Genomic DNA, 21347 nt, shown 5'->3' on the forward strand with positions numbered 1-21347 from the left:
CATGCTCGATTGGTTAAAAAAAATAGGCAAAGATTACCCAGAATTTTGGAAAAATTACCTTGTTCAGTTTGAAATGCAAACCGAAAGAAAAGTTGCATTATATATAGAAACAACGGGAATAAATCCAGCTAAAGATAAAATTATATCTATTGGTGCCATTGCCATCGAAAAAAATCAGATTCGTATAGACAATTGTTTAGAAATAGAACTAAATAAAGCCGAGATATTAGAAGGTAAAGACTTTAGTTACCAAGAGATTCAGGCTATAGAATCCTTAATAAATTTTATAGGAAATGCAACTCTGGTAGGGCATCGCATTCATTATGACATTCAAATTATTAATGAGTATTTGCATAAATTGCAGAGTGGTCGCATTAAAAATAACTTGCTAGATGTTGAAGTGATGCATGGCAGGATTATTGACCAAAATGCTAAACAATTTTCATTAACCGAATTGTTATCAATTTATAAAATTGATTCTCCACATATTCCTACATCGGCAAACATGGCATTTTCAATAGCTTTGCTGTTTTTGAAATTAAAAAGCAGATTAAAAATGACTAATTAATCATTTTGCATATTAAAAAACAGATAACCAAACTGAATTTTTTATTTAAGCTTAATAGTAAAAAATAGCCAAAGGTAATGCTATCTTTACTACATTACCTTTGGCTACTAAGCTTGTAAAATTTTTATAATAATAATTTACAATTTCCCTTCTTTAATTTCCTCTACAATTTCGGGGTTTAATAAAGTAGTGATATCACCAAAATTAGCAAAATCTCCTTCTGCAATTTTGCGTAAAATACGTCTCATAATTTTTCCTGAACGAGTTTTTGGCAAACCAGATACAAACTGAATTTTATCTAATTTAGCGATTGGTCCAATATGGTCAGAAACATTTTGGTTTATTTCTTTGGCAAGGTTTGTTTTGTCTCTCGTTTCTCCGCTTTCTTTTAGCATTACAAATCCGTACAATGCATTTCCTTTTAGATCATGAGGAAAGCCAACAATAGCACTTTCGGCAACTGCTGGATGTTCATTTATTGCGTCTTCTATTGGTGCTGTTCCTAAATTATGTCCAGAAACAATGACTACATCATCTACCCGACCTGTAATTCGATAATAACCTACTTCGTCACGCAAAGCACCATCTCCAGTAAAATATTTTCCAGGAAATGCAGAAAAATAAGTTTCCTTATATCGCTGATGGTTGCCCCAAATGGTTCTTGCTATTCCTGGCCAAGGAAATTTAATGCACAAGCTACCTGAGACTTGATTTTCTTCTATTTCGTTGCGTTTTTCGTTCATAAGAATTGGCTGAATTCCTGGTAAAGGTAACGATGCGTAGGTTGGTTTTGTTGGGGTTACAAAGGCAATTGGCGAAATCATAATTCCACCAGTTTCGGTTTGCCACCAAGTATCTACCATAGGACAACGCTTCCCTCCCACGTGGTCGTTGTACCAATACCAAGCTTCTTCATTAATAGGCTCTCCAACAGAACCAATGACTTTTAGCGATTTTAATGGGTATTTTTGTACATAAGATAAATTTTCTTTTGCCAAAGCACGAATAGCTGTTGGGGCTGTATAAAATTGGGTAACTTTATGTTTTTCTATTACTTCCCAAAAACGAGAAAAATCTGGATATGACGGAACACCTTCAAAAATTACTGTTGTAGCTCCGTTTAGAAGAGGGCCATAAAGTATGTATGAATGTCCTGTTATCCAACCAATATCGGCGGTACACCAAAAAATATCATCGTCTTCATAATTAAAAACATTTTTGAAGGTATAGGCAGAGTAAACCATATAACCAGCCGTTGTATGCACCATTCCTTTAGGTTTACCTGTAGATCCTGAGGTATAAAGAATAAATAATGGATCTTCGGCATCCATAATTTCAGGCATATTATTGTCTAGTGCTTCATCTAAAAGTGGTTGCAACCAAATATCACGACCTTCTTTCATTTTTACAGAAGTGTTGGTTCTTTTTACGACTAAGACTTTTGTTACGCATGGACATTTTTCTAAAGCTTCATCGATAATTGCTTTTAAATCGATGGTTTTTTCTCCACGAAAACCACCATCGGAAGTAATAACCATTTTGCATTCAGAATCATTTATTCTTGAGGCTACTGCCGATTCCGAAAATCCCGCAAATACAACCGAGTGTATAGCTCCAATTCTGGCGCAAGCCAAAGTTGCAATGGCTAATTCTGGAATCATAGGTAAATAAATACAAACTCTGTCTCCTTTTTCTATACCTTGTTCTCTCAATACATTTGCCATTTTAGAAACTCGTACATACAATTCGTTATACGAAATATGCAAGGCTTCTTCATTTGGATTGTTTGGTTCGAAAATAATTGCTGTTTTTTCGCCCCGACGAGCCAAATGCCTATCGATACAGTTTTTTACAATGTTTACTTTTGCGCCTTTAAACCATTCTATTTTGGCTTCAACCATGTCAAATTCTACTACTTTTTCGCATTCTTGGTACCAAGTAAAATTTTCTGAAGCAATTTTCCCCCAAAATTTCCTTGGTTCTCGAATCGATTTGTTGTAATGCTTAAAGTATTGTTCTAGATTGTCAATTTTGTAATAACTCATAAATATTCTTAAATTTTATTAATTCTTATTTTATTATAAATGCCTGTTTTTTTTTTAATACTTGTAATCTCATCAATAATATTTTAATTATCAATGTTTTACTATATATTTAGGATTTCCAGTTGCGCCTAACTGTTTTAGGTACTGTACTAAAAGCATTTTCTTATTATTTGTGTAACAACACGAATCGTAAATTATGGCAATTGTATCTCCATAACCTTCATAAATATGTTTGGCTAGAGTAGCCTATACTATCGTTAGTTAATAAGTACATTTCAAAAATAGTAAAACCTGCAATAATTAATGGTATTAAAATGAAAAAAAATATTCTAAAAACAAAATATTCCTATTTTCCTGAGGTTAAATTTCTGATATATAACATCACTGCTTTGATTAATTTTGATACAGAATTAATTGTTACAAAATTAAACATTTATTAATCAGTAATTTAACACAAATAATGGTGAGATATGAGAATATTATAGGTCAAAAAAAAAAAAAACGGGTTATACCATTTAGATTTATAAAATAGGCTAAAATTTTTTGGTCTATTTTTTTATGTATTTTAGACAATTTTATAATTCTAATTATGTGTATTTGGCAAATTCAAAAAACATATTAGTAAAAGAAAGTGAGTTGGAACTTAAGAAGATAATGAGGCAACAACCTATTCATAAAAAAAATCTTATTCACATGCTGTTAATTCTATAGAACTGGCTAGTATCCTAAAAGTAAACCACAATACAGCTCAGAAATGGAGAAAGACTTATTCAGAGAAAGGTATAGATGGGCTACTTTTTGATGGAAGAGTTGGTTTTAAACCATCAAAAATCAATAGTGAAATACATTTAGCTATTGAAAAAAGATTAACTTCTCCAAAAGATGCTTTTACATCTTATGTGGATTTAATTAATTGGATTGTAGAGAATAACATTCCTGAGGGTAGAAACTATCACACTGTAAACAAGTATGTGAAAAGGCATTTTGGTGCCAAGCTAAAAGTATCTCGAAAAAGCCACATAAAAAAGACCCAAATTCAGTAGAGTCTTTTAAAAAAACTTCCAAATAATTCTTGAAAATACATTAAAAAATGCTCCAGAAACATTTACTTCTTTCAATCTTTATGTGCAAGATGAAAGTAGATTTAGATTATTTACAAGAATGGAGACAGTTTAGTAATGGAACTACCGCACATGGGGTAAAATTAAGTACTACTATTAAAAATATCTTTAGGACGATTATAAATTTATGCTAAATATTACATACAAAGATTTTTTTTTGTATTATTGAATAAGATAACAAGAAAGTAATCAATATTATAGTTAATTTTTTTAAATTATACCACAAATTAAGTTAACACTACGATCTAAAAGTAAGAATCCAGAAAAAAATAAAAAAACACTTAAAACCAATTAATCATATCATTTTGCATAACAGCTAATAATTCGTTTATATACCAGAAATAATTGAAATGAAAACAACAAATTATAACTTTCCGTTTATTAAGAAACAATTTACAGCCGAGCAATTTTTTATGTTTTCGATGGTATTTGTAAATGCAGGAAATTATTTGTATAACTTATTGTTAGGGAGAATTTTAGGACCACAAAAATTTGCTGATGCAGCAATTTTAATCACTTTTTTGTTAATATTATCTTTTGTAGGTATGGCTTTTCAGATTGTTACCACAAAATATATTGTTATTTATGACCAAAATAAAACCTCTTTTTTCACGAAACTAATGTATAAAGCAGCCTTGTTTTTAGGCTTTTTTATTGGATTTTTAATAATTTTTTGTAGTAAATATTTACAAAGTATTTTTAAAACCGATACTTTTTTAATGTTTGTAATTTTTGGATTTTCTGTTCCGTTATATTTTTTAATGAGTGTAAAACGAGGTATTTGCCAAGGCAAAAATAAATTAATCGACTTGTCTAAAACCTATATTTTTGAAATGCTAAGCAGATTGTTACTTACTTTTATACTTATATTTTTATTTTACAAGTTTACCGCATCGATACTTGTTGCTATTGGTATTGCAGTGTCGTTTATATTTGGATTAATTCCTGTCAAGATTAGCAATTCGAGTAATTTAATCTCTAATCTGGACAATCAAGTTAAAATTAAGGAAATCGCCTCTTTTTTTGCCTTAACAGCTTTTTATGAATTTACACAAATTATTATTAACAACAGCGATGTTATTATGGTCAAATATTTTTTTGATAATACCAACTCTGGTCTTTATGCATCGCTAGCCCTCATTGGTCGAGTAGTATATTTTGTGGCCTGGATGTTTGTAATGCTTTTATTACCAAAGGTTTTACAATTAAAAAAAGAAAATAAAAACACAAAACCAATTTTATTAAAATATGTTTTGTATATATTTTGCTTGTCGGCATCAATTGTAATTGTAACTTGGTTGTTTCCAGAAACAGCAATTTTGCTACTATTTGGTAACAAATATCTTGCAATATCTTTTTTATTATGGAAATATGCTGTTGCAACCTCTATATTTGCAATAGCCAATATTTTTGCGTATTATTTTTTATCGATAAATAAATATGTGCCAGTTGTTATTACTGGTATTTTAGGATTGTTACAAATTGTACTTATTTGCTTATTTCATTCGTCATTAGAACAAGTTGTAAATATGCAAATTCTGGCAATGTCAATCTTATTATTCTTTCAATTATTCTTTTACTTTTATCAAAATAAAACAGCACAATTTTAGTTAAAAAAAAAAATCTTATAGCTTATGAAAATAGCAATAGTAACTGCGTTTCCGCCAAGTAAAGTGACCTTAAATGAATATGGGTATCATTTAGTAAAAAACTTTGTAAAAAAAGAAGCTGTTTCAAGTTTAGTCATAATTTCAGATAAAACTATCCAGACCAAACAACTAGATTTTGATAATTCAGAAAAAGTTATTGTAAATGAATGTTGGGAATTTAATAGTTATTGGAATTTTTTTACAATTATAAAAGCTGTTTATAAAGAAAAACCAGATGCCGTTTTATTCAATTTACAATTTGTAAAATTTGGCGATAAAAAAATACCAGCAGCCTTGGGATTAATAACTCCTATGTTTCTTCGCTTTTTTGGTTTCAAAACCATAGTATTATTGCACAATATTTTGGAGCAGGTAGATTTAGAAAATGCTGGATTTACAAGTAATAAATTGGCTCAAAAAATATATACTTTTATTGGTACAACACTAACTAGATGTATGCTAAAAGCTAATTTTTTAGCAGTAACCATCAATAAATATGTAGCAGTATTAAACAAAAAATACAAAACGAATAATATTATTTTAATACCACACGGCTCTTTTGAAACACCACAAAATCCAAATTTTGATTTGCCTGATGGGCCAAAAAAAATAATGGCTTTTGGTAAATTTGGAACGTATAAAAAGGTAGAAATTTTAATAGAAGCACTTCAAATAATTAGAAAAACTAATACACAACCAATTCAGGTAGTTATTGCAGGAACAGATAGTCCCAATACACCTGGATATTTGAAATCTGTACAAGAAAAGTATGCTGCAGTAGAAGGAATTATATTTACTGGATATGTAGAAGAAAATGATGTAGAGCGTATTTTTACAGAAAGTACGATTGTAGCCTTTCCATATACCTCTACCACAGGGAGTTCTGGAGTTTTGCATCAAGCAGGAAGTTATGGCAAAGCAGTTGTAATGCCAGATTTGGGAGATCTGGCTTTGCTAGTGGAAGATGAGGGGTATAAAGGTGAATTTTTTAGTCCAGAAAGTGCAAGTTCATTAGCAATTGCAATAAATAAAATACTGGAAAATGATTCTTACAGAAAAGAAATTGCCCAAGCCAATTATAAAGCGGCCTGCACCTTGTCTATGGATAAAATTACAGATATGTATCTCGAAAAATTTAATCAAATTGCTTAATCATAAGTTATAAACTCGAATGATGGTTTAATTTTTCCTTTTGAATTAATAAATCCAAAGTTTTTTTGCTTGTTTTTTTGCCAAGGCCATTTTCCTGCCACTTGGTCAGGAACATTAGGAAAATCGTATAGTGTCCAGGACATAAAGGAAACTTTATTCTTTTTAAATTTTGCTTGTATTTTCTTGTAATATTCTGCTTGATCCTCTTCATTATTTCCTGTCCAGTTCCAGAAACCATGGTAAGAAGGAACACCAAATTCCTGAATGACAACAGGTTTTTTTGTAAATTTTTCTAATGTTGCATTTTCGGTTTCGAAATCAGCTATCGAATTGTAAAAATGATACGAAACAAAATCTACTTTGTCTTCTAAATTTGTGGCTTCGTAAGAGTTAGACCAACCAATAGTTACTAAATGATTTGGGTCGTTTTCTTTAACAATAGTAATCATTTGTTGTAACCAACTTAATACATTTTTTTTATTGCGATTTTCAAAATCTAAATTGGGCTCATTTTTAATATCCCAAGCCAAAACGGCTTTGTGTTTTTTAAATTCTGAAACTATTTTTTCTGCATGGCGACTGGTTAATGTCCAACTTTCTAGCGTATAATCGCTGTAAAAATCAAACAAAGTTACAATTACTTTTAAGTTTTTTTCTTCTGCTAAATCTAATAAAATTTTTAGTTTTTTCAGTTTCTCAGGATTAACATTGGCTTTGCCAAAATCGTCATATTGAACAAAAATTCGGATCGAATTTAATTTTGCTTTTTTAATAATATCAAAATCTTTAGCAATTGTATCTTTATTAAATAAAACGCCAAAAGTATCCCAAGCGGATTTTTTTGGATAATAATTAATCCCTTTAATTATAAAATCAGCATTCTTATATTTTATTTTTTTTGCGTCTATTTTAAATTCTGGATTTGATTTTAAGGTGTCTTTTGCAAATGGTTCTGGCTTCATTTTCTGAAAGTGCCGTACACGCCAAAAACCGTCTTCGAGCAACATCAAAACTTTATATGTGGCTGTATCTTGAACTTCGGTTATTAGTTTTTCGTCTTTAAAAACCTTTTGGTATTCAATTACATTTTTGTCTGTAAAAACAACTTGTTGACCATCTTCGCTATAAAATTCTAATTTTGGATTGTGTTTGATAGTCGTGCTTTCTATAGCTATTTTATTTTTTAAATTGTATGCAATAGATTGGTATAAATTTATTCTTGCGCTTTTAGAATAAAAATCTTCTATGCCTTGTTTTTTGTTCTTTTCTAACGATTTGTTTCTTACATACCAAGAAAAAAGATAGTCTTTTTCTATCATTTTTAGTGTGTTGGGTTCCATTTCTCGGCCTACATTTATATTGTTTTGCCAAGTTACTTTTGGCAAATAAGTATTTATAGTTTCTTTTTCTAAATGCAACATAGAACTTCTGCTGGCACCAGAATTTAAATATTGCAAAATACTACTTAACCCAAAAAGCAGACATGCATTTAAGATTATAAATGAAGATATTAAAACAATTCGAATCGTATTTTTATTATTTATGAAGCTCATAGTTAATAGTTTCTGTTTTTTTGATAATCCCTAATGCAATAATTTCGAATCGATAACTTTTAGCTGTAAAAAAATCTTGCGAAAGTTGAAATGTAGCCATTCCTTTTGAAGTGTCTTCTTGCAAAGTTGCTACTAAAATATTTTGATTAAAAATTTTAAGTATAACTTTAATTCCGTTTGGAGCTATTTGATTCATAAAACTTTTAATGGGTCCAATTTTTATCGTTCTATTTTTATTTGTAAATAAATAATTAAATGACGACAAAATAGGTTTGTAACTAATAAACAGTAAGTTACTTTCTGCTATTCCCATTATAAAGGCTTTTACTGAATAGATTTCTTGATGATCTGGATGCAATATTTGTGCTATTGCAATTCCGTTTATAGTGGTTCCAAATGTTTTTAAAATTATATTTTTTTTTGTTTTAATAATAAATGTAATCATTGTACCATTGCTAGCAATATTACCATATTTGTCTTTTATGACAGATGTTGTAAAGTGTGTTATCTGGTTTCCATCGGCAAAATCATGATTTCTAGTATAATTGATGGTAAAATTTGTAGGTAGGTTTGGATAAACTTCGGTTTCAATTTCTTTGGTTTCGATAGCATTACACTCTGATGACACTAACATTTTTCCAGATTTTGTAGGCGAAAAAATGTCATACCAAGCAATAAAGTTTTTGGTTTTTAATTTCAAATTTGTAATGTTTTGCAAAAATTGATGTTTTAGGATAATTTCAGTATCTTCTTCCTTAGGATTATCAAAACTATCTGTTGGTACAGTAACCATCATAGTAAATTCTTTTGCGCCAGCTAAAATAGTTCGTGGACCAAGATAATTCTCGATAACGGTTTTTGTTTTGTCGTTTGGCAAAATTTCAAATATTCCAGAATTTATTGTTTCATTTTGGTTAATTAGGAACCAGGAAACATTACCTGTTTTTTGGCAATAATTAAGGGGCAATTTAAAAACGTAATTTCCTTTTTTTAGAGTTGCATCAAGAATTGTTTTGCCATACGAATGCACAATAAAAAGTTGCGGTTTTTCATTTTCAGATTTAGAATAAAACTCTAATTTGATACTATGTCCTGCAATATTTTTTTTGTTTTTAGAAACCAACTCAAACACTACTTTATTATCTGAGGAGACCCAAGTAGTTCCGAATGCTAAAAGAAGCAAAGTACCTAATAAAAATACTGTGTAAATTACTTTTTTCATTATCTTGGATTTCCTATATAATTGTTAATTTCGATTTTAATAAAATTAAACCCTTTACCTTTTATCATTTGCAATTGTTCGTCGTTTTGAGCAAATTTTCTATTCGGAACTACCGCTTTAGATATTGATGCGTTGGCCAAACCATTTACAAAACAATTTTCTAATGATGATTTTAGTATTTTGCAATTCATTAAATTTAATAATTTATAATCAAAATAATTTTTGCGTTGCACTCGTACTCCTGCATTCATAAAGAGATGATCTACATAAATTAGTTCTTTTTTTTCGTTGTAATACGAAACTAAAATTTCTGGAATGGTACTTTCTTGAATCCCAAAATTAAACAAGGTTCCTTTGATGTGGTTGCTTTCTATTGCAAAATCAGAAAGAGCAACTTGAGTATATAAATCGGTAATGGCTACATTTCCTGCACATTGAATATCGAATGTAACTGGATTTTCCTGAATTTCTAAAGGTGTAAACTCGTTAGGATTGAAAGTTTTGGGTTTTATATCGGTATTTTTTAGCCAAGCAATATCTTCAAAATTTACTTTAAAACTTGTAATTTCTTTTGGCATCAGCTTGTGCTTAATTTCGTATTTCGAATTAAAAGAGGCAAGTTTTTTGTCGTTATAACCGTACAAAGAAGCTTTTAAAACTACATCGGCAGGTACATTATCTACATTTTGAACTTCACCAATTATTATATATTGTTTATTGTATTGGATTAGTTTTGCTGATAAAATTTCTAATACAGGTTGTTTTAAAACATCGTCGTGATAGGTTTGTTGTGTAGAAACGGCACGTCTTCCGTGTTTGAAATATTGGGTGTTATTGTTGGCAATAAATTGATCTGGAGGAATATCTAAATCGATTTTATTTGGCACAATAAACCATTTTCCATTTTCTTTAATAACCTCATGTATATAATCTTTTTTAATAATTTCTAATGGTGTAATCCATTTGGTTTTTGCAATAATTTTTGCTGCTTTTTTTGTTTGGCTAAGCACTTGAATATCTATTGCATCCATTTTTGCATACGAATTTAAAATCCCGTCTTGAACGGCGGTTTCTAGCATAAATTGTGATAACGATTTGTCGCTTTTTGGGTCTAAAAACGAATGTGCTTTTTCAAATTCTTTAAAATCAATGGCATCATAATAGGCTTTTATGACATTTATGGGGCTTAATTGTGAAGAATTATTAAGATAAAATTGGTATGTAAAATAAAAAATAATTACTACTAAAAATCCTGTCCAAAGATGCAAAAGTGTAACCAATTTTTGTGGAAATTTATTGTATTCTAGCGCAAATTTAAAAAAATCAGGTTTTCTAATTGTTTTTAGCTTTAAGGCTTGGTACAGTATCATCTGAATATTTAAAACAAAGGCAATAATTACCGTTAGCAATGGGATGATTCCCCACATTAATTTTTGATATAGCGGAACATCTTCAAATGGACGGATTTTAGATAATGGCGGAACATTGAGTTTTTCCCAAACCATAATACCGTTTTCTAATTGTGTTAAGCGATGCCAACCACAGAAATATAAAATTGGATCATAAAATTTATCATTAGAAAAAACATATTTTAAATTATATTTTTCGGGAACTGTCAAAAATTGTTGCAATGAACCAATGCCTTCTAAACCTCTAAATTTCGAATTTTCTAAGCGTTCAACAGCACGGGAAGTGAGTTCTGGCAATCTTCGGGCTGAATGATAATTACCATCAACAGTCAAAGCATTAGTTTGATAGGATAACGTTGCCATTTGATCGCCAAAACCCAAAGGTAAATAACGCCATTGGTCATGTTGATCTTGGTTTAGGAAGTTTATTATGGGTAATGTATTTATTTTTTGAGGTTGAAAAGGTCGAAAATACCCCAAAGTAATTGTTACAATTGCCACAAATAAGAAAGAACCAGCTAATAATCCGGAGATGATTTTGTAATATACTGACCCAAATCGCTCTTGAAAATTAATTCGTAAATCGCCTTCAAGCAATCTGTACACAAATTCTCCAAACATGGGTAAACTCATTATGGCTGCCCAAAGTGTGAAACGATCTAGTGTTAAAATATTAAACGCATTAGCACCTAAAATCTTTAGAGGAATTGGAGTTGTTCCTCCTGTTCCTAAAACAAATAATAAGGAAATTGACAATCCAAAAAAGAGATAACGTTTGCTATAATATCTGTAAAATATATATGGCAAAAGGAACAGTAAAATTCCCCAAGGAATTAAAAAAAACATCAAACCTGAAGAAGTAACTTGGATAAAATTATCCCGACTTCCGTGGGGAATTGGCACTTGTGTTATGGGATTGTTCTTAGAATTAATCCAATACGGGAGAATACAAAAAACAATTAAGAAAACTGACGTTGCACCAAAAATAATTATCCTTTTTAATAGCGGGAATAAGGTTTGTATAAATAATTTTAATGTAACTTCTTTATACGAATTAACCTTTTCTCGAGCAGCATCTATTACGGTCATTCCTATTAATGGAAATATAAAAAAAATCATTCCAAACAATGGAGTCACGTGATGCGAACAAACGGTAACCGCAATTAATGAAACGGAAGTAAAATAGTATTTTTTTATGCCTGTTTTTATCCAAAGATAAATTTCGGGTAAAGCATGCATCAAAATAGAAATTCCTATAATACTTGGCAATTGACCAAAAATATGAAGGGTTTCTATAAATGAGGAGGAGAAAACAGATAATAATGCGGCATATCCCGCAACATTTCGATTGCCCGTAATGAGGAGTGAAAACCTAAAAACACCTGTAATAAATAAAATAATACCAATAATAGCAACTGTAAACAAACCAAATTTTAATCCGCCAACGAAGGATAACAATCCAATACATTGATGCACTAATGGAGGATATCCCATAACCGTAAACCCAGTGTACCAACTGTAATTCCAGGGTTCAAACCAACTTTGTGCATAATGATTTCCAAAGAATAAATGAATAAGTGCGTCATAAGTATTTTCTAAAGTAAAAAAAATAGCACTTGCGTGGAAAACAATTCCAACAAGCAATGCCGTCAATAAATATTTATTCGATTTTTCTTTCACTTATCATTAGTACTATTGAAGTTGTAAAAGTAAATAATAATAAACTTAAAAAAATAAAACTGCTACGCATTTTTTTTTATATTTGTTAAAATCAAAACAAATTCACAATGAAAATCTTAATTATAGACGATCAAGAATTAGTACTACTTTCTTTAGAAAAATGCTTAATAGATTTAGGCTACCAAGTGTACACTTCAAAAACAGTAGCGCATGCTATTTCGATTTATGATAAAGAAATTCCAGATTTAGTGATAACAGACATTAATTTATCTACCACTGATCAAAATATTGAAACCAGCACTACTTATGCCGGATTAGATATTGTAAAATACATAAAAATAACAAAAAATCATAAAACCCCAGTGATGATTTTAACAGGAAGTACAGATGAAAATGTACTTTCAAAAGGTTTTGAATTAGGCATAGACGACTATATGAAAAAACCTTTAAGTTTTACAGAAATTGCGCTGAGAGTAAAAAAACTTATAGGTAGTAGTAATCTAGAAAACACAAAAACAGAAAAAAACAGGTACATACAAAGCAATATTATTGGAGTTGTAATACCTTGTTACAATGAAGAAAGCAGATTGTTAGGTGAAGATTTTAAAATATTTATACACAAAAACTTAGGGTATCATTTGTGTTTTGTAAATGATGGTAGCAAAGACAAGACTTTACAAGTATTACAAGAACTAGCTTTAGGAAACGAAGACAGAATAAGTGTTTACGATTGTACGAAAAATGGTGGCAAAGCAGAAGCAGTTCGCCTAGGAATGCTACATTTAGCAAAACAATCCCAATTTAATTATATAGGATTTTTAGATGCTGATTTATCTACTAATTTTGAAGATTTTAATGATCTAGCAACAACTATTTCGAATTCGAATTTTAAAATTGTAAGTGGCTCAAGAATTAATCGAATGGGGGCAGATATAACAAAGCAATCGGCAAGAGCTATAATTAGCAAAACGATAAATTTCTTTATCCGTAAAACACTAGATATGGATTTTAAAGACACACAATGTGGTGCTAAAATTATGACCAAAGAAATTGTAGAAAAAACCTTTCAGAAAAAATTCTTGACCAAGTGGCTTTTTGATGTAGAAATTTTTATGAGAATGAAAAAAATATATGGTCATAAGGAAGCGCAAAATTTAATATGCGAACAACCACTAAAAAAGTGGATTCATGCAGATGGCTCAAAATTATCTATGAAAGATTCTGTAAAAATTGTTTTTCAAATTTTTCAAATTGCCTTTCATTACCGATAAAAAATTATACAGTTTTTTTTTAACCCGCTAGCTGTAATTGAATTTATTTTTAAAAAAAAGGGCTATTATTTTATTTTTTTTGTGCTAACGTAACTAATAAAAAAATACTATAAAAACTCCTAATTTTCTAATCATAAAATAGATATGTATTATTTTGAATAGTTATTTTATTTTTATTTTAATCTATTGAAAATTAACAAACAAACGATACATTTTGTAAATTTGTGTAACACATTAATATACTTGTAAAATGAAAGATATCAAAATGAACAAAGTTTTAATAGCTTTAGATTATAATCCTACGGCACAAAAAATTGCCGAAGTTGGCTTTTCATTAGCAAAGTCGATGAATGCAGAAATTATCTTGCTACATGTTTTATCTGCACCTGTTAATTATACTACTGTTTATAATCCTATCATGGGTTTTGATGGTTTTGTAAACTTAGATATCGTCGAAATAGACAACGAGTTCTTAAAAAAAATGGCTCTTGAATTTTTAGAAAACGTAAAAAAACATTTAGAGGACACAACCATTAGTACCATTGTAAAAGAAGGAGATTATTCTGAAGCAATTCTTGAAACCGCAAATATGCAACGAGCAGATATTATAATTGTAGGAAATCATAATAAAAAATGGTTAGAAAAAGTACTTTTGGGTAGCACCACCCAAAAAATATTACATGACACTAATATTCCTGTTCTGATAGTGCCTACAAATAAAGATTTATAAGAAGCATTAAGACAACGTAAGTACAAAATTTAGTATAAAAAACAATACTAATAGTGTGCTGTTTGCTAAATATTGTTAAAACTAAAATAATTTTTTTATTGATTATCTGCCATAACGCTAAACGAAACAAAAAACAGTTGCAAGAAAATTCTTACAACTGTTTTTTTAGTTATTAAATGTACCAAACAATTTTATTTCCAACCGCCTCCTAGCTCTTTATAAACATGAACTACAGAGTTTAGTTGTTCTTTTTTTGTTTCAATTAATTCCAGTTTTGTTTCAAGAGCATCGCGCTGTGTCATCAATACCTCAAAATAATCTACTCGAGCTGACTTAAATAAATCATTAGAAACCTCAATAGATTTGTTAAGAGCCTCTACTTGTTGTGATTTCAAATCATACCTTTTTTGCAAATTATCAATTTTAGAAAGTTGGTTCGAAATTTCTAAATAAGCATTTAAAATAGTACGCTCATAATTATACATTGCTTGAAGTTGGCGAGCATTTGCATTTTTAAATTCGGCTTTAATTGCATTTCTATTAATTAGTGGCCCTGCAATATCGCCAGCTAAAGAGTAAAGCAATGATTCTGGCAATTGAAACAAGTAAGAGGGATTAAATGCTTGCAATCCTATTGCTCCAGATATATCTAATGAAGGATAAAATTCTGCTCTTGCTACTTTTACATCTAATTTTGCTGCGACTAATTGTAACTCAGCTTGCTTAATATCAGGACGATTTGCTAATAATTGCGAAGGAATTCCTGATCGAATAATAGATGGTAACAACTTTAGAAAGTTACTATTATCTCTTTTTATTTCCTGCGGATAGCGAGCTAACAAAAAGTTAATTCTATTTTCTGTTTGTTTTATATCCTGAAGAATATCAAACTCTTTACTTTTAGATGATAATACTTCTGCTTCAAATTTTTGAACTGCCAATTCAGTAGCCCTAGCTGCTTGTTTCTGGATTTTTATAATTTCTAATGCGTTCGATTGTAATATTATATTTTGTTTTACAATGTCTAATTGGTTATCGAGTGCTTGCAATTCATAATACGAATCGGCTACTTCTGCAATAAGATTTGTAATTACAAAATTTTTACCTTCAATAGTAGATAAATACCTACTAACTGCTGCTTTTTTTGAATTGCGTAGCTTTTTCCAAATATCAATTTCCCAATGTGCAACAGCAGCAAGAGTATAATTTTGCAGGTTTTCAGGTACTTTATTGCCTGGTGTTATTTCTGCAGATGCATCTCCTGCTCCTTGGCTAGTATATGTCCCAACTTTTTCAATTCCGGCACCTGCACGAAGACCAAAAGAAGGCAATAATGCTCCCTTTCGCATTCGAATATCATTCTTTGCTATTTCAATTTCCTGCAAAGTAATCATAAGTTCCTGATTATTTTTTAGCGCAACATCGATTATATCTACTAAATTTTGATCTTTAAAAAATGTTTTCCAAGGAATATTAGCTGTATTTATAGTATCTTTATTTGCAGTAATATATGATTCTGGGATTGTTTTAGTGCTTGATGATACAACTTCAGGAGTCTTACAACTTACCACCGCTAAGCAAATGCCTAGCGGGATAAGGAATTGATATGTTTTTATTTTCTTATACATTTTGATCAATTTCTTCGGTTAATGGATTGTTATTTTGTTTTTTGACCATCTTAATTTTTGCAGCAATACTACCAAATATATAATACAATCCAGGTATTAGTAATACTCCTATGACTGTTCCTAGAAGCATTCCGCCAAGTGCGGCAGTTCCTATGGTTCTGTTACCAATTTTACCCGGTCCGGAAGCAAGTGCTAATGGAACCAATCCTGCAATAAAGGCAAATGAAGTCATTAAAATAGGTCTGAATCGTACTTTTGCACCTTCCATAGCTGCTTCTAAAATAGTGGCTCCTGCTTCGTGCTTTTGAACGGCAAATTCAACAATCAGAACCGCATTTTTACCTAATAATCCTATAAGCATTACAAAGGCTACTTGTGCATAAATGTTATTTTCTAATCCGCACATGGAAAGCAATAAAAATGATCCAAAAATACCCGCAGGAAGTGATAGAATTACAGCAAATGGTAATACAAAACTTTCGTATTGTGCTGCTAAAACTAAATAAACAAACAGCAAACAGATTAAGAAAATATAAATAGCTTCGTTACCTCTACCTACTTCATCTTTAGAAATTCCTGCCCAATCTATACCGTATCCTCTTGGTAATTTTTTCTGGGCAACATCTTGTATTGCTTTAATGGCTTGACCACTACTGTATCCTGGTGCAGATTGTCCGCTTATTTCAGAAGCATTGTACATATTGTGCCTTGTAATTTCAGACAAACCATATACTTTTTCCATTTTCATAAATGCAGAAAACGGGACCATTTCGTCACGGCTATTTTTTACATATAACTTCATAATATCCTCTGGCAAGGCTCTGTATTCTGGCGATGTTTGTACAATTACTTTATATTGTCTATCGTATTTAATAAAACTAATTTCGTAATTACTACCTACCAAAGTAGAAAGTGTATTCATCGCATTGTCAATCGTAATGCCTTTTTGTTGGGCAATATCGTTGTCTATTTTCATCATATACTGCGGAAAACTAGCACTATAAAAGCTAAAAACAGAGGATAGTTCGGGACGTTTGTTAAGTTCTTTTACGAAATCATTATTTACCGTTTCCATTTTTTTAAAATTGCCTGACCCAGCTTTGTCTAACAAACGCAACTCGAATCCTCCTGCAGCTCCATAACCTGGTACAGCTGGCGGTTGAAAAAATTCGAGTGTTGCTCCAGTAATATCTTTCGATTTTTCTTCGAGCTCTTTCATAATCTCATTTGCGGAATGCTTGCGGTCTTCCCAATTTTTTAAGTTAACCAAACAAGTTCCAGAATTGGCGCCTGTTCCTTCGGTTAATATTTCAAAACCTGCCAATGCTGATACAGATTTAACACCTTCAATTTTTTCTGAAATTTTTTGCAATTTTAAAGCCACATCATTGGTTCTTTCAAGAGATGATCCTGGAGGTGTTTGTATAATAGCATAAAACATTCCTTGGTCTTCATTTGGAATAAAACCTGTTGGCAAACTATTGTTTAAGAAAAATATTCCTGTACAGAAACCTATAAAAGCTATAAAAGTAATCGATCTTTTGTTAACAATTTTTCCGAGTACTCCTTGGTATTTTCCTGTAAGTTGCTCGAATTTATGATTAAAACCATCTAAAAAATTATTTAAAGGGGTTTTCTTTCTAGCTACACCGTGCGTTTTTTTGAGCATCATTGCACAAAGTGCAGGGGTAAGTGTTAGTGCTACAATACCTGACAAAATGATACCAGTTGCCATTGTGATAGAAAACTGACGGTAAAATATACCTACTGGTCCTGACATAAAAGCCACAGGAATAAACACAGCAGCCATTAAAAAAGTAATAGCAATAATAGCACCGCTAATTTCGTGCATGGCTTTTTTAGTAGCCTTGAGTGGTCCTAAGTGCTCTTCTTCCATCTTGGCGTGTACGGCTTCTATGACCACAATGGCATCATCTACAACCACACCAATAGCTAATACAAGGGCAAATAGTGTTACTAAATTTATATTTATCCCAAAAAAGTTCATAAAAGCAAATGTTCCTACAAGCGATACCGGTACTGCAATTGCTGGGATTATTGTAGAACGCCAATCTCCTAAAAATAAGAAAACAACTAATCCTACAAGAATAAATGCTTCTATTAAAGTGTGCAGTACTTTTTCTATAGAGGCATCTAAAAATTTAGAGGCATCATAACTAATTTCATAATCAATTCCTTTTGGAAAAGATTCTTTTTTTATTTCTTCTAATCTTGCTTTTACATCTTTAATAACCTGACTGGCATTGCTTCCGTAAGATTGTTTGATAGTAATTGCTGCCGATGGATTTCCGTTTAGGTTAGAATAAATATCATACATCGAACTTCCAAATTCGATATTGGCCACATCTTTAAGTCGAAGTATTTCTCCGTTTGGACTAGATTTTATAATTATATTCCCGTATTGTTCTTGAGTGGTAAAACGACCCGAATATTTTAAAACATATTCAAAGGCTTGCGATCGTTTGCCGGAACTTTCGCCTGTTTTTCCTGGTGCAGCTTCTAAACTTTGTTGGCTTAATGCTTCCATGACTTCCGCTGCAGAAATTTTATACGCTAACATTCGGTCAGGCTTCAACCAAACACGCATCGCATATTCTCTGTTCCCAACAATATCTGCAACCCCTACTCCATTAACTCTTTTTAGTTCTGAAATTAGGTTAATATCTGCAAAGTTAAATAAGAACTTTTGGTCCATCGTTGGATCCTTACTATACAAGTTTATGTACATTAAATTATTAGATTCTTCTCTAGTAATTTTTACGCCTTCACGAACAACAAGTGGTGGTAATTTATTTACTACCGATGCTACTCTGTTTTGAATGTTAATAGAAGCCTGATTGGGATCTGTTCCTAAATTAAAAATAACTTGTATTGAAGCTTCTCCGTCATTTCCTGCATCAGAAGCAATATATTTCATTCCAGGAACTCCATTTATAGCTCTTTCTAAAGGGATTACAACTGCTTTAATTAATAATTCATTATTAGCTCCAGGATATGAGGCTGCAACATTCACTTTTGGAGGCGAAATGGAAGGTAGTTGAGTAACAGGTAAACTGGTCATTGCCAACACCCCAAGCAAGACAATCATTAGCGATATTACTATCGATAGTACTGGTCTTTCTATAAATTTATTAAACATTTTTTATGATTTAAGGTGTTATGGCTATTCTGCGTGTAATTTCAAATGTGAGAGTACTGTTTCTGGTTTTTCAAAATCATATACAATTTTATCATCATCTTTCACTTTCTGAACGCCTTCAAGCAAAATTTTATCGGTTGCCGAAATTCCACTTTTTACTACATATAAATCTGTCATTTCGCCAGTTATTGTAATCTCTCTCGATTTTACAATATTATTTTTGTCTATCACAAAAACATATTTTTTGTCTTGAATTTCGTAAGTTGTTTTTTGAGGAATGACTAATGCATTTATAACAGGTATGGTCATCAAAACTTTTCCAGTTTCACCATTTTTTAATAATTTATCTGGATTTGGAAAACTAGATCTAAAGGCAACATTACCCGTTTCGCTATCAAATTCACTTTCTATAAGCTCTACTCTTCCTTTGTATTTTAAAGGTTTTCCATTTGCTAAAAGCAGGCCTACAGTATTACTACCTCGACCTTTTACATTGGCTTGATATTCTAAATATTCTGGTTCAGATACATTAAAATAAGCAAACATCTTGCTGTTGTCAGAAAGACTAGTTAGCAATTCTCCTTCATCTATGAGGCTTCCTAATTTTTTTGGAAGCCTATCTATAGTTCCTGCAAATGGTGCTCTAATTTCTGTAAATGACAAATGAAGTTTTGCCATAGCAACTTCGGCTCGTGCTTGTTCTAGTTTGGCTTGTGCCAAAGCTTGTTCGCTTTTAGATACAATATTTTTATCGGCAAGACTCTTAGCGTTAAGCAATTCGATTTCGGCACCTTTGGCTTCTGCTTGTGCTTTTAGCAGTTCTGCTTCATACAATTTAGGCATAATTCGAAATAATAATTGACCCGCCGCAACATATTGACCTTCATCTACATAAATATTTTGCAAAAAGCCTTTTTCTTGTGCTCTAATTTCGATATTTCTAACAGATTTTATCTGAGAAACATATTCTTTGGTAAAAGAGGTATCTATAACCATTGCATTGGTAACGGTAAATTTAATTGCTTCTTCTTTTTCTTGTTTTTTAGTTGTACAACTTGTAAGACACAACAAGGCCATTACGCCTATAAATAAAACATTTTTTTTCATTTGTTTAAATAAAAAGTGGGGCGATAAAACGCTTAAATTTGGAAAAATCTGGTATTTAAAATATAGATTATTTACTAAACATGAAATAAAATCATATAAAGCAAAAGTAACTGCTATAAACTCCTTAAAGATAGGAGATTACAATTTTGGTTATCCTGAAGAATTAAAGGATCAAATTCTTAATACCCTTTGTGAAATGTAAATAGGATATGAATAACCGCAAAAATTAGAAAATATTTTAAAACGATTGTTGCAGGATTTTATCGTGCTTGAACAAAATTTTGGTAAAAACCAAATATTTTGAATATTGTATTTTTTTAAAAACAGTTTGTTTTCAGTAACATCATGAGATGTTAAATAATCTTCATCTAAATCTGTATCATCAATCATGGTAAGATCAAAATCTTCATTCATAAAACCTGCATTGAGCTTACTAACAAATGTTTTGGCTGAAGAATAAAGGACATGACTATGACAATTAGCTGCAAAAGAGGAATCTTTAGCGCCAACTAAGAGGAAAAAAAGTGATACAAAAAAAACTACTATTCTCATTTGGAAACAAAAGTAATGAATTTTAAAAAAGAAAAAAATAATCTTAGTTAAGAAAAACATAAAGTACCGAAAATCATTTTTATAGAGTCGTATGTATAGTGCCTAATTTTCAATCCCATTCCCCATCTACATAAAACCATGTATCTCCTTCTTTTTTAAAAGTCGATTTTTCGCAATGCATCGCATATTTTTGCTTACTATCTAAATAAAAAGCATTGAAGGTTACAATTGTTTCAGTAACATTTACAATTTCGAGTTTTACCCACTCATTTTGTGAGGCAAAAGCAAGTATTTCTTTCTTTTTATGAAATTTTCTAGTCGAAATATGTGTTGTTTCCAGAATATAACTTACATCACTAATGCAGTAAGCAGCATATCTAGAACGCATTAAAGCTTCGGCCGTAGGTGCTTTTTTTGCACCTAAGATATATGGTTCACAGCATTCTGAAAATAATTTGTTTTTATTACAATAACAATTTTTCATAAATATTTAAAAATAA

14 protein-coding genes are annotated in these 21347 nt (G+C 30.8%); 5 read left to right on the forward strand and 9 right to left on the reverse strand.

Going from position 1 to position 21347, the window contains the following annotated elements; genetic code table 11:
- Position 1: 1 nt before the first annotated feature.
- Positions 2-568 (forward strand): PolC-type DNA polymerase III domain-containing protein, encoded by a 567-nt coding sequence (locus B0A57_RS04935; RefSeq protein ID WP_011963091.1) that lies wholly within the window; start codon positions 2-4, stop codon positions 566-568.
- A gap of 137 nt (positions 569-705) precedes the next feature.
- On the opposite strand, the gene acs is transcribed toward B0A57_RS04935, so the two are convergent.
- Positions 706-2613, reverse strand: coding sequence for an acetate--CoA ligase (gene acs / locus B0A57_RS04940; RefSeq protein ID WP_038466936.1), 1908 nt, complete (start codon positions 2611-2613; stop codon positions 706-708).
- A 1471-nt stretch (positions 2614-4084) separates the two neighbouring features.
- Between acs and B0A57_RS04945 the strand changes: the two genes are divergently transcribed.
- Both B0A57_RS04945 and B0A57_RS04950 read left to right on the forward strand, forming a co-directional pair.
- On the forward strand, positions 4085-5344 hold the full coding sequence (locus B0A57_RS04945) for an oligosaccharide flippase family protein (protein ID WP_011963088.1): 1260 nt from the start codon (positions 4085-4087) through the stop codon (positions 5342-5344).
- 24 nt (positions 5345-5368) lie between these two features.
- Positions 5369-6535 (forward strand): glycosyltransferase family 4 protein, encoded by a 1167-nt coding sequence (locus tag B0A57_RS04950; protein ID WP_034098241.1) that lies wholly within the window; start codon positions 5369-5371, stop codon positions 6533-6535.
- Here B0A57_RS04950 and B0A57_RS04955 read toward each other — a convergent pair.
- From B0A57_RS04955 to B0A57_RS04965, 3 genes are read right to left on the reverse strand one after another with little or no spacing between them, the layout of a single operon-like run.
- On the reverse strand, positions 6532-8088 hold the full coding sequence (locus tag B0A57_RS04955) for a glycoside hydrolase family 2 TIM barrel-domain containing protein (protein ID WP_011963086.1): 1557 nt from the start codon (positions 8086-8088) through the stop codon (positions 6532-6534). The genes B0A57_RS04950 and B0A57_RS04955 overlap by 4 nt on opposite strands.
- Complete coding sequence (locus B0A57_RS04960) at positions 8072-9310, reverse strand: hypothetical protein (RefSeq protein WP_034101131.1); 1239 nt, start codon at positions 9308-9310, stop codon at positions 8072-8074. The genes B0A57_RS04955 and B0A57_RS04960 overlap by 17 nt, the downstream gene beginning before the upstream one ends.
- On the reverse strand, positions 9310-12399 hold the full coding sequence (locus B0A57_RS04965; RefSeq protein ID WP_034098247.1) for a membrane protein: 3090 nt from the start codon (positions 12397-12399) through the stop codon (positions 9310-9312). Before B0A57_RS04965 ends, B0A57_RS04960 begins: the two co-directional genes overlap by 1 nt.
- 107 nt (positions 12400-12506) lie before the next feature.
- Between B0A57_RS04965 and B0A57_RS04970 the strand changes: the two genes are divergently transcribed.
- Both B0A57_RS04970 and B0A57_RS04975 read left to right on the forward strand, forming a co-directional pair.
- Positions 12507-13670 carry a glycosyltransferase gene (locus B0A57_RS04970; RefSeq protein WP_034098249.1) on the forward strand — a complete coding sequence of 388 codons (1164 nt, stop codon included), beginning with the start codon at positions 12507-12509 and terminating at the stop codon, positions 13668-13670.
- Positions 13671-13935: 265 nt separating this feature from the next.
- Positions 13936-14400, forward strand: coding sequence for a universal stress protein (locus B0A57_RS04975; protein WP_034098292.1), 465 nt, complete (start codon positions 13936-13938; stop codon positions 14398-14400).
- A 191-nt stretch (positions 14401-14591) separates the two neighbouring features.
- Here B0A57_RS04975 and B0A57_RS04980 read toward each other — a convergent pair whose 3' ends face one another.
- The 5 genes from B0A57_RS04980 to B0A57_RS05000 all read right to left on the reverse strand — a co-directional run bounded on the left by B0A57_RS04980 (position 14592) and on the right by B0A57_RS05000 (position 21331).
- A complete protein-coding gene (locus B0A57_RS04980) occupies positions 14592-16028 on the reverse strand; it encodes a TolC family protein (protein WP_034098251.1) in 1437 nt (478 codons plus the stop codon).
- On the reverse strand, positions 16021-19188 hold the full coding sequence (locus B0A57_RS04985; RefSeq protein ID WP_034098253.1) for an efflux RND transporter permease subunit: 3168 nt from the start codon (positions 19186-19188) through the stop codon (positions 16021-16023). The genes B0A57_RS04980 and B0A57_RS04985 overlap by 8 nt, the downstream gene beginning before the upstream one ends.
- A 24-nt stretch (positions 19189-19212) precedes the next feature.
- Entirely contained in the window at positions 19213-20295 is a 1083-nt protein-coding gene (locus tag B0A57_RS04990; protein WP_011963079.1) for an efflux RND transporter periplasmic adaptor subunit, read from the reverse strand.
- Positions 20296-20466: 171 nt separating this feature from the next.
- Entirely contained in the window at positions 20467-20847 is a 381-nt protein-coding gene (locus tag B0A57_RS04995) for a hypothetical protein (protein ID WP_052079124.1), read from the reverse strand.
- Positions 20848-20956: 109 nt separating this feature from the next.
- Positions 20957-21331 carry a YchJ family protein gene (locus tag B0A57_RS05000; protein WP_011963077.1) on the reverse strand — a complete coding sequence of 125 codons (375 nt, stop codon included), beginning with the start codon at positions 21329-21331 and terminating at the stop codon, positions 20957-20959.
- Positions 21332-21347 lie beyond the last annotated feature (16 nt).

It is taken from the genome of Flavobacterium psychrophilum DSM 3660 = ATCC 49418 (assembly GCF_002217405.1).
GTDB classification, from domain to species: domain Bacteria; phylum Bacteroidota; class Bacteroidia; order Flavobacteriales; family Flavobacteriaceae; genus Flavobacterium; species Flavobacterium psychrophilum.

Excerpts from the sequence above, each read along its gene's own strand:
- B0A57_RS04975 (WP_034098292.1), top strand. The coding sequence starts at position 13,936 with ATGAACAAAGTTTTAATAGCTTTAGATTATAATCCTACGGCACAAAAA.
- B0A57_RS04955 (WP_011963086.1), bottom strand. The coding sequence starts at position 8,088 with ATGAGCTTCATAAATAATAAAAATACGATTCGAATTGTTTTAATATCT.
- B0A57_RS04960 (WP_034101131.1), bottom strand. The coding sequence starts at position 9,310 with ATGAAAAAAGTAATTTACACAGTATTTTTATTAGGTACTTTGCTTCTT.
- B0A57_RS04950 (WP_034098241.1), top strand. The coding sequence starts at position 5,369 with ATGAAAATAGCAATAGTAACTGCGTTTCCGCCAAGTAAAGTGACCTTA.
- acs (WP_038466936.1), bottom strand. The coding sequence starts at position 2,613 with ATGAGTTATTACAAAATTGACAATCTAGAACAATACTTTAAGCATTAC.
- B0A57_RS04935 (WP_011963091.1), top strand. The coding sequence starts at position 2 with ATGCTCGATTGGTTAAAAAAAATAGGCAAAGATTACCCAGAATTTTGG.
- B0A57_RS05000 (WP_011963077.1), bottom strand. The coding sequence starts at position 21,331 with ATGAAAAATTGTTATTGTAATAAAAACAAATTATTTTCAGAATGCTGT.
- B0A57_RS04945 (WP_011963088.1), top strand. The coding sequence starts at position 4,085 with ATGAAAACAACAAATTATAACTTTCCGTTTATTAAGAAACAATTTACA.
- B0A57_RS04970 (WP_034098249.1), top strand. The coding sequence starts at position 12,507 with ATGAAAATCTTAATTATAGACGATCAAGAATTAGTACTACTTTCTTTA.
- B0A57_RS04980 (WP_034098251.1), bottom strand. The coding sequence starts at position 16,028 with ATGTATAAGAAAATAAAAACATATCAATTCCTTATCCCGCTAGGCATT.
- B0A57_RS04990 (WP_011963079.1), bottom strand. The coding sequence starts at position 20,295 with ATGAAAAAAAATGTTTTATTTATAGGCGTAATGGCCTTGTTGTGTCTT.
- B0A57_RS04985 (WP_034098253.1), bottom strand. The coding sequence starts at position 19,188 with ATGTTTAATAAATTTATAGAAAGACCAGTACTATCGATAGTAATATCG.
- B0A57_RS04995 (WP_052079124.1), bottom strand. The coding sequence starts at position 20,847 with ATGAGAATAGTAGTTTTTTTTGTATCACTTTTTTTCCTCTTAGTTGGC.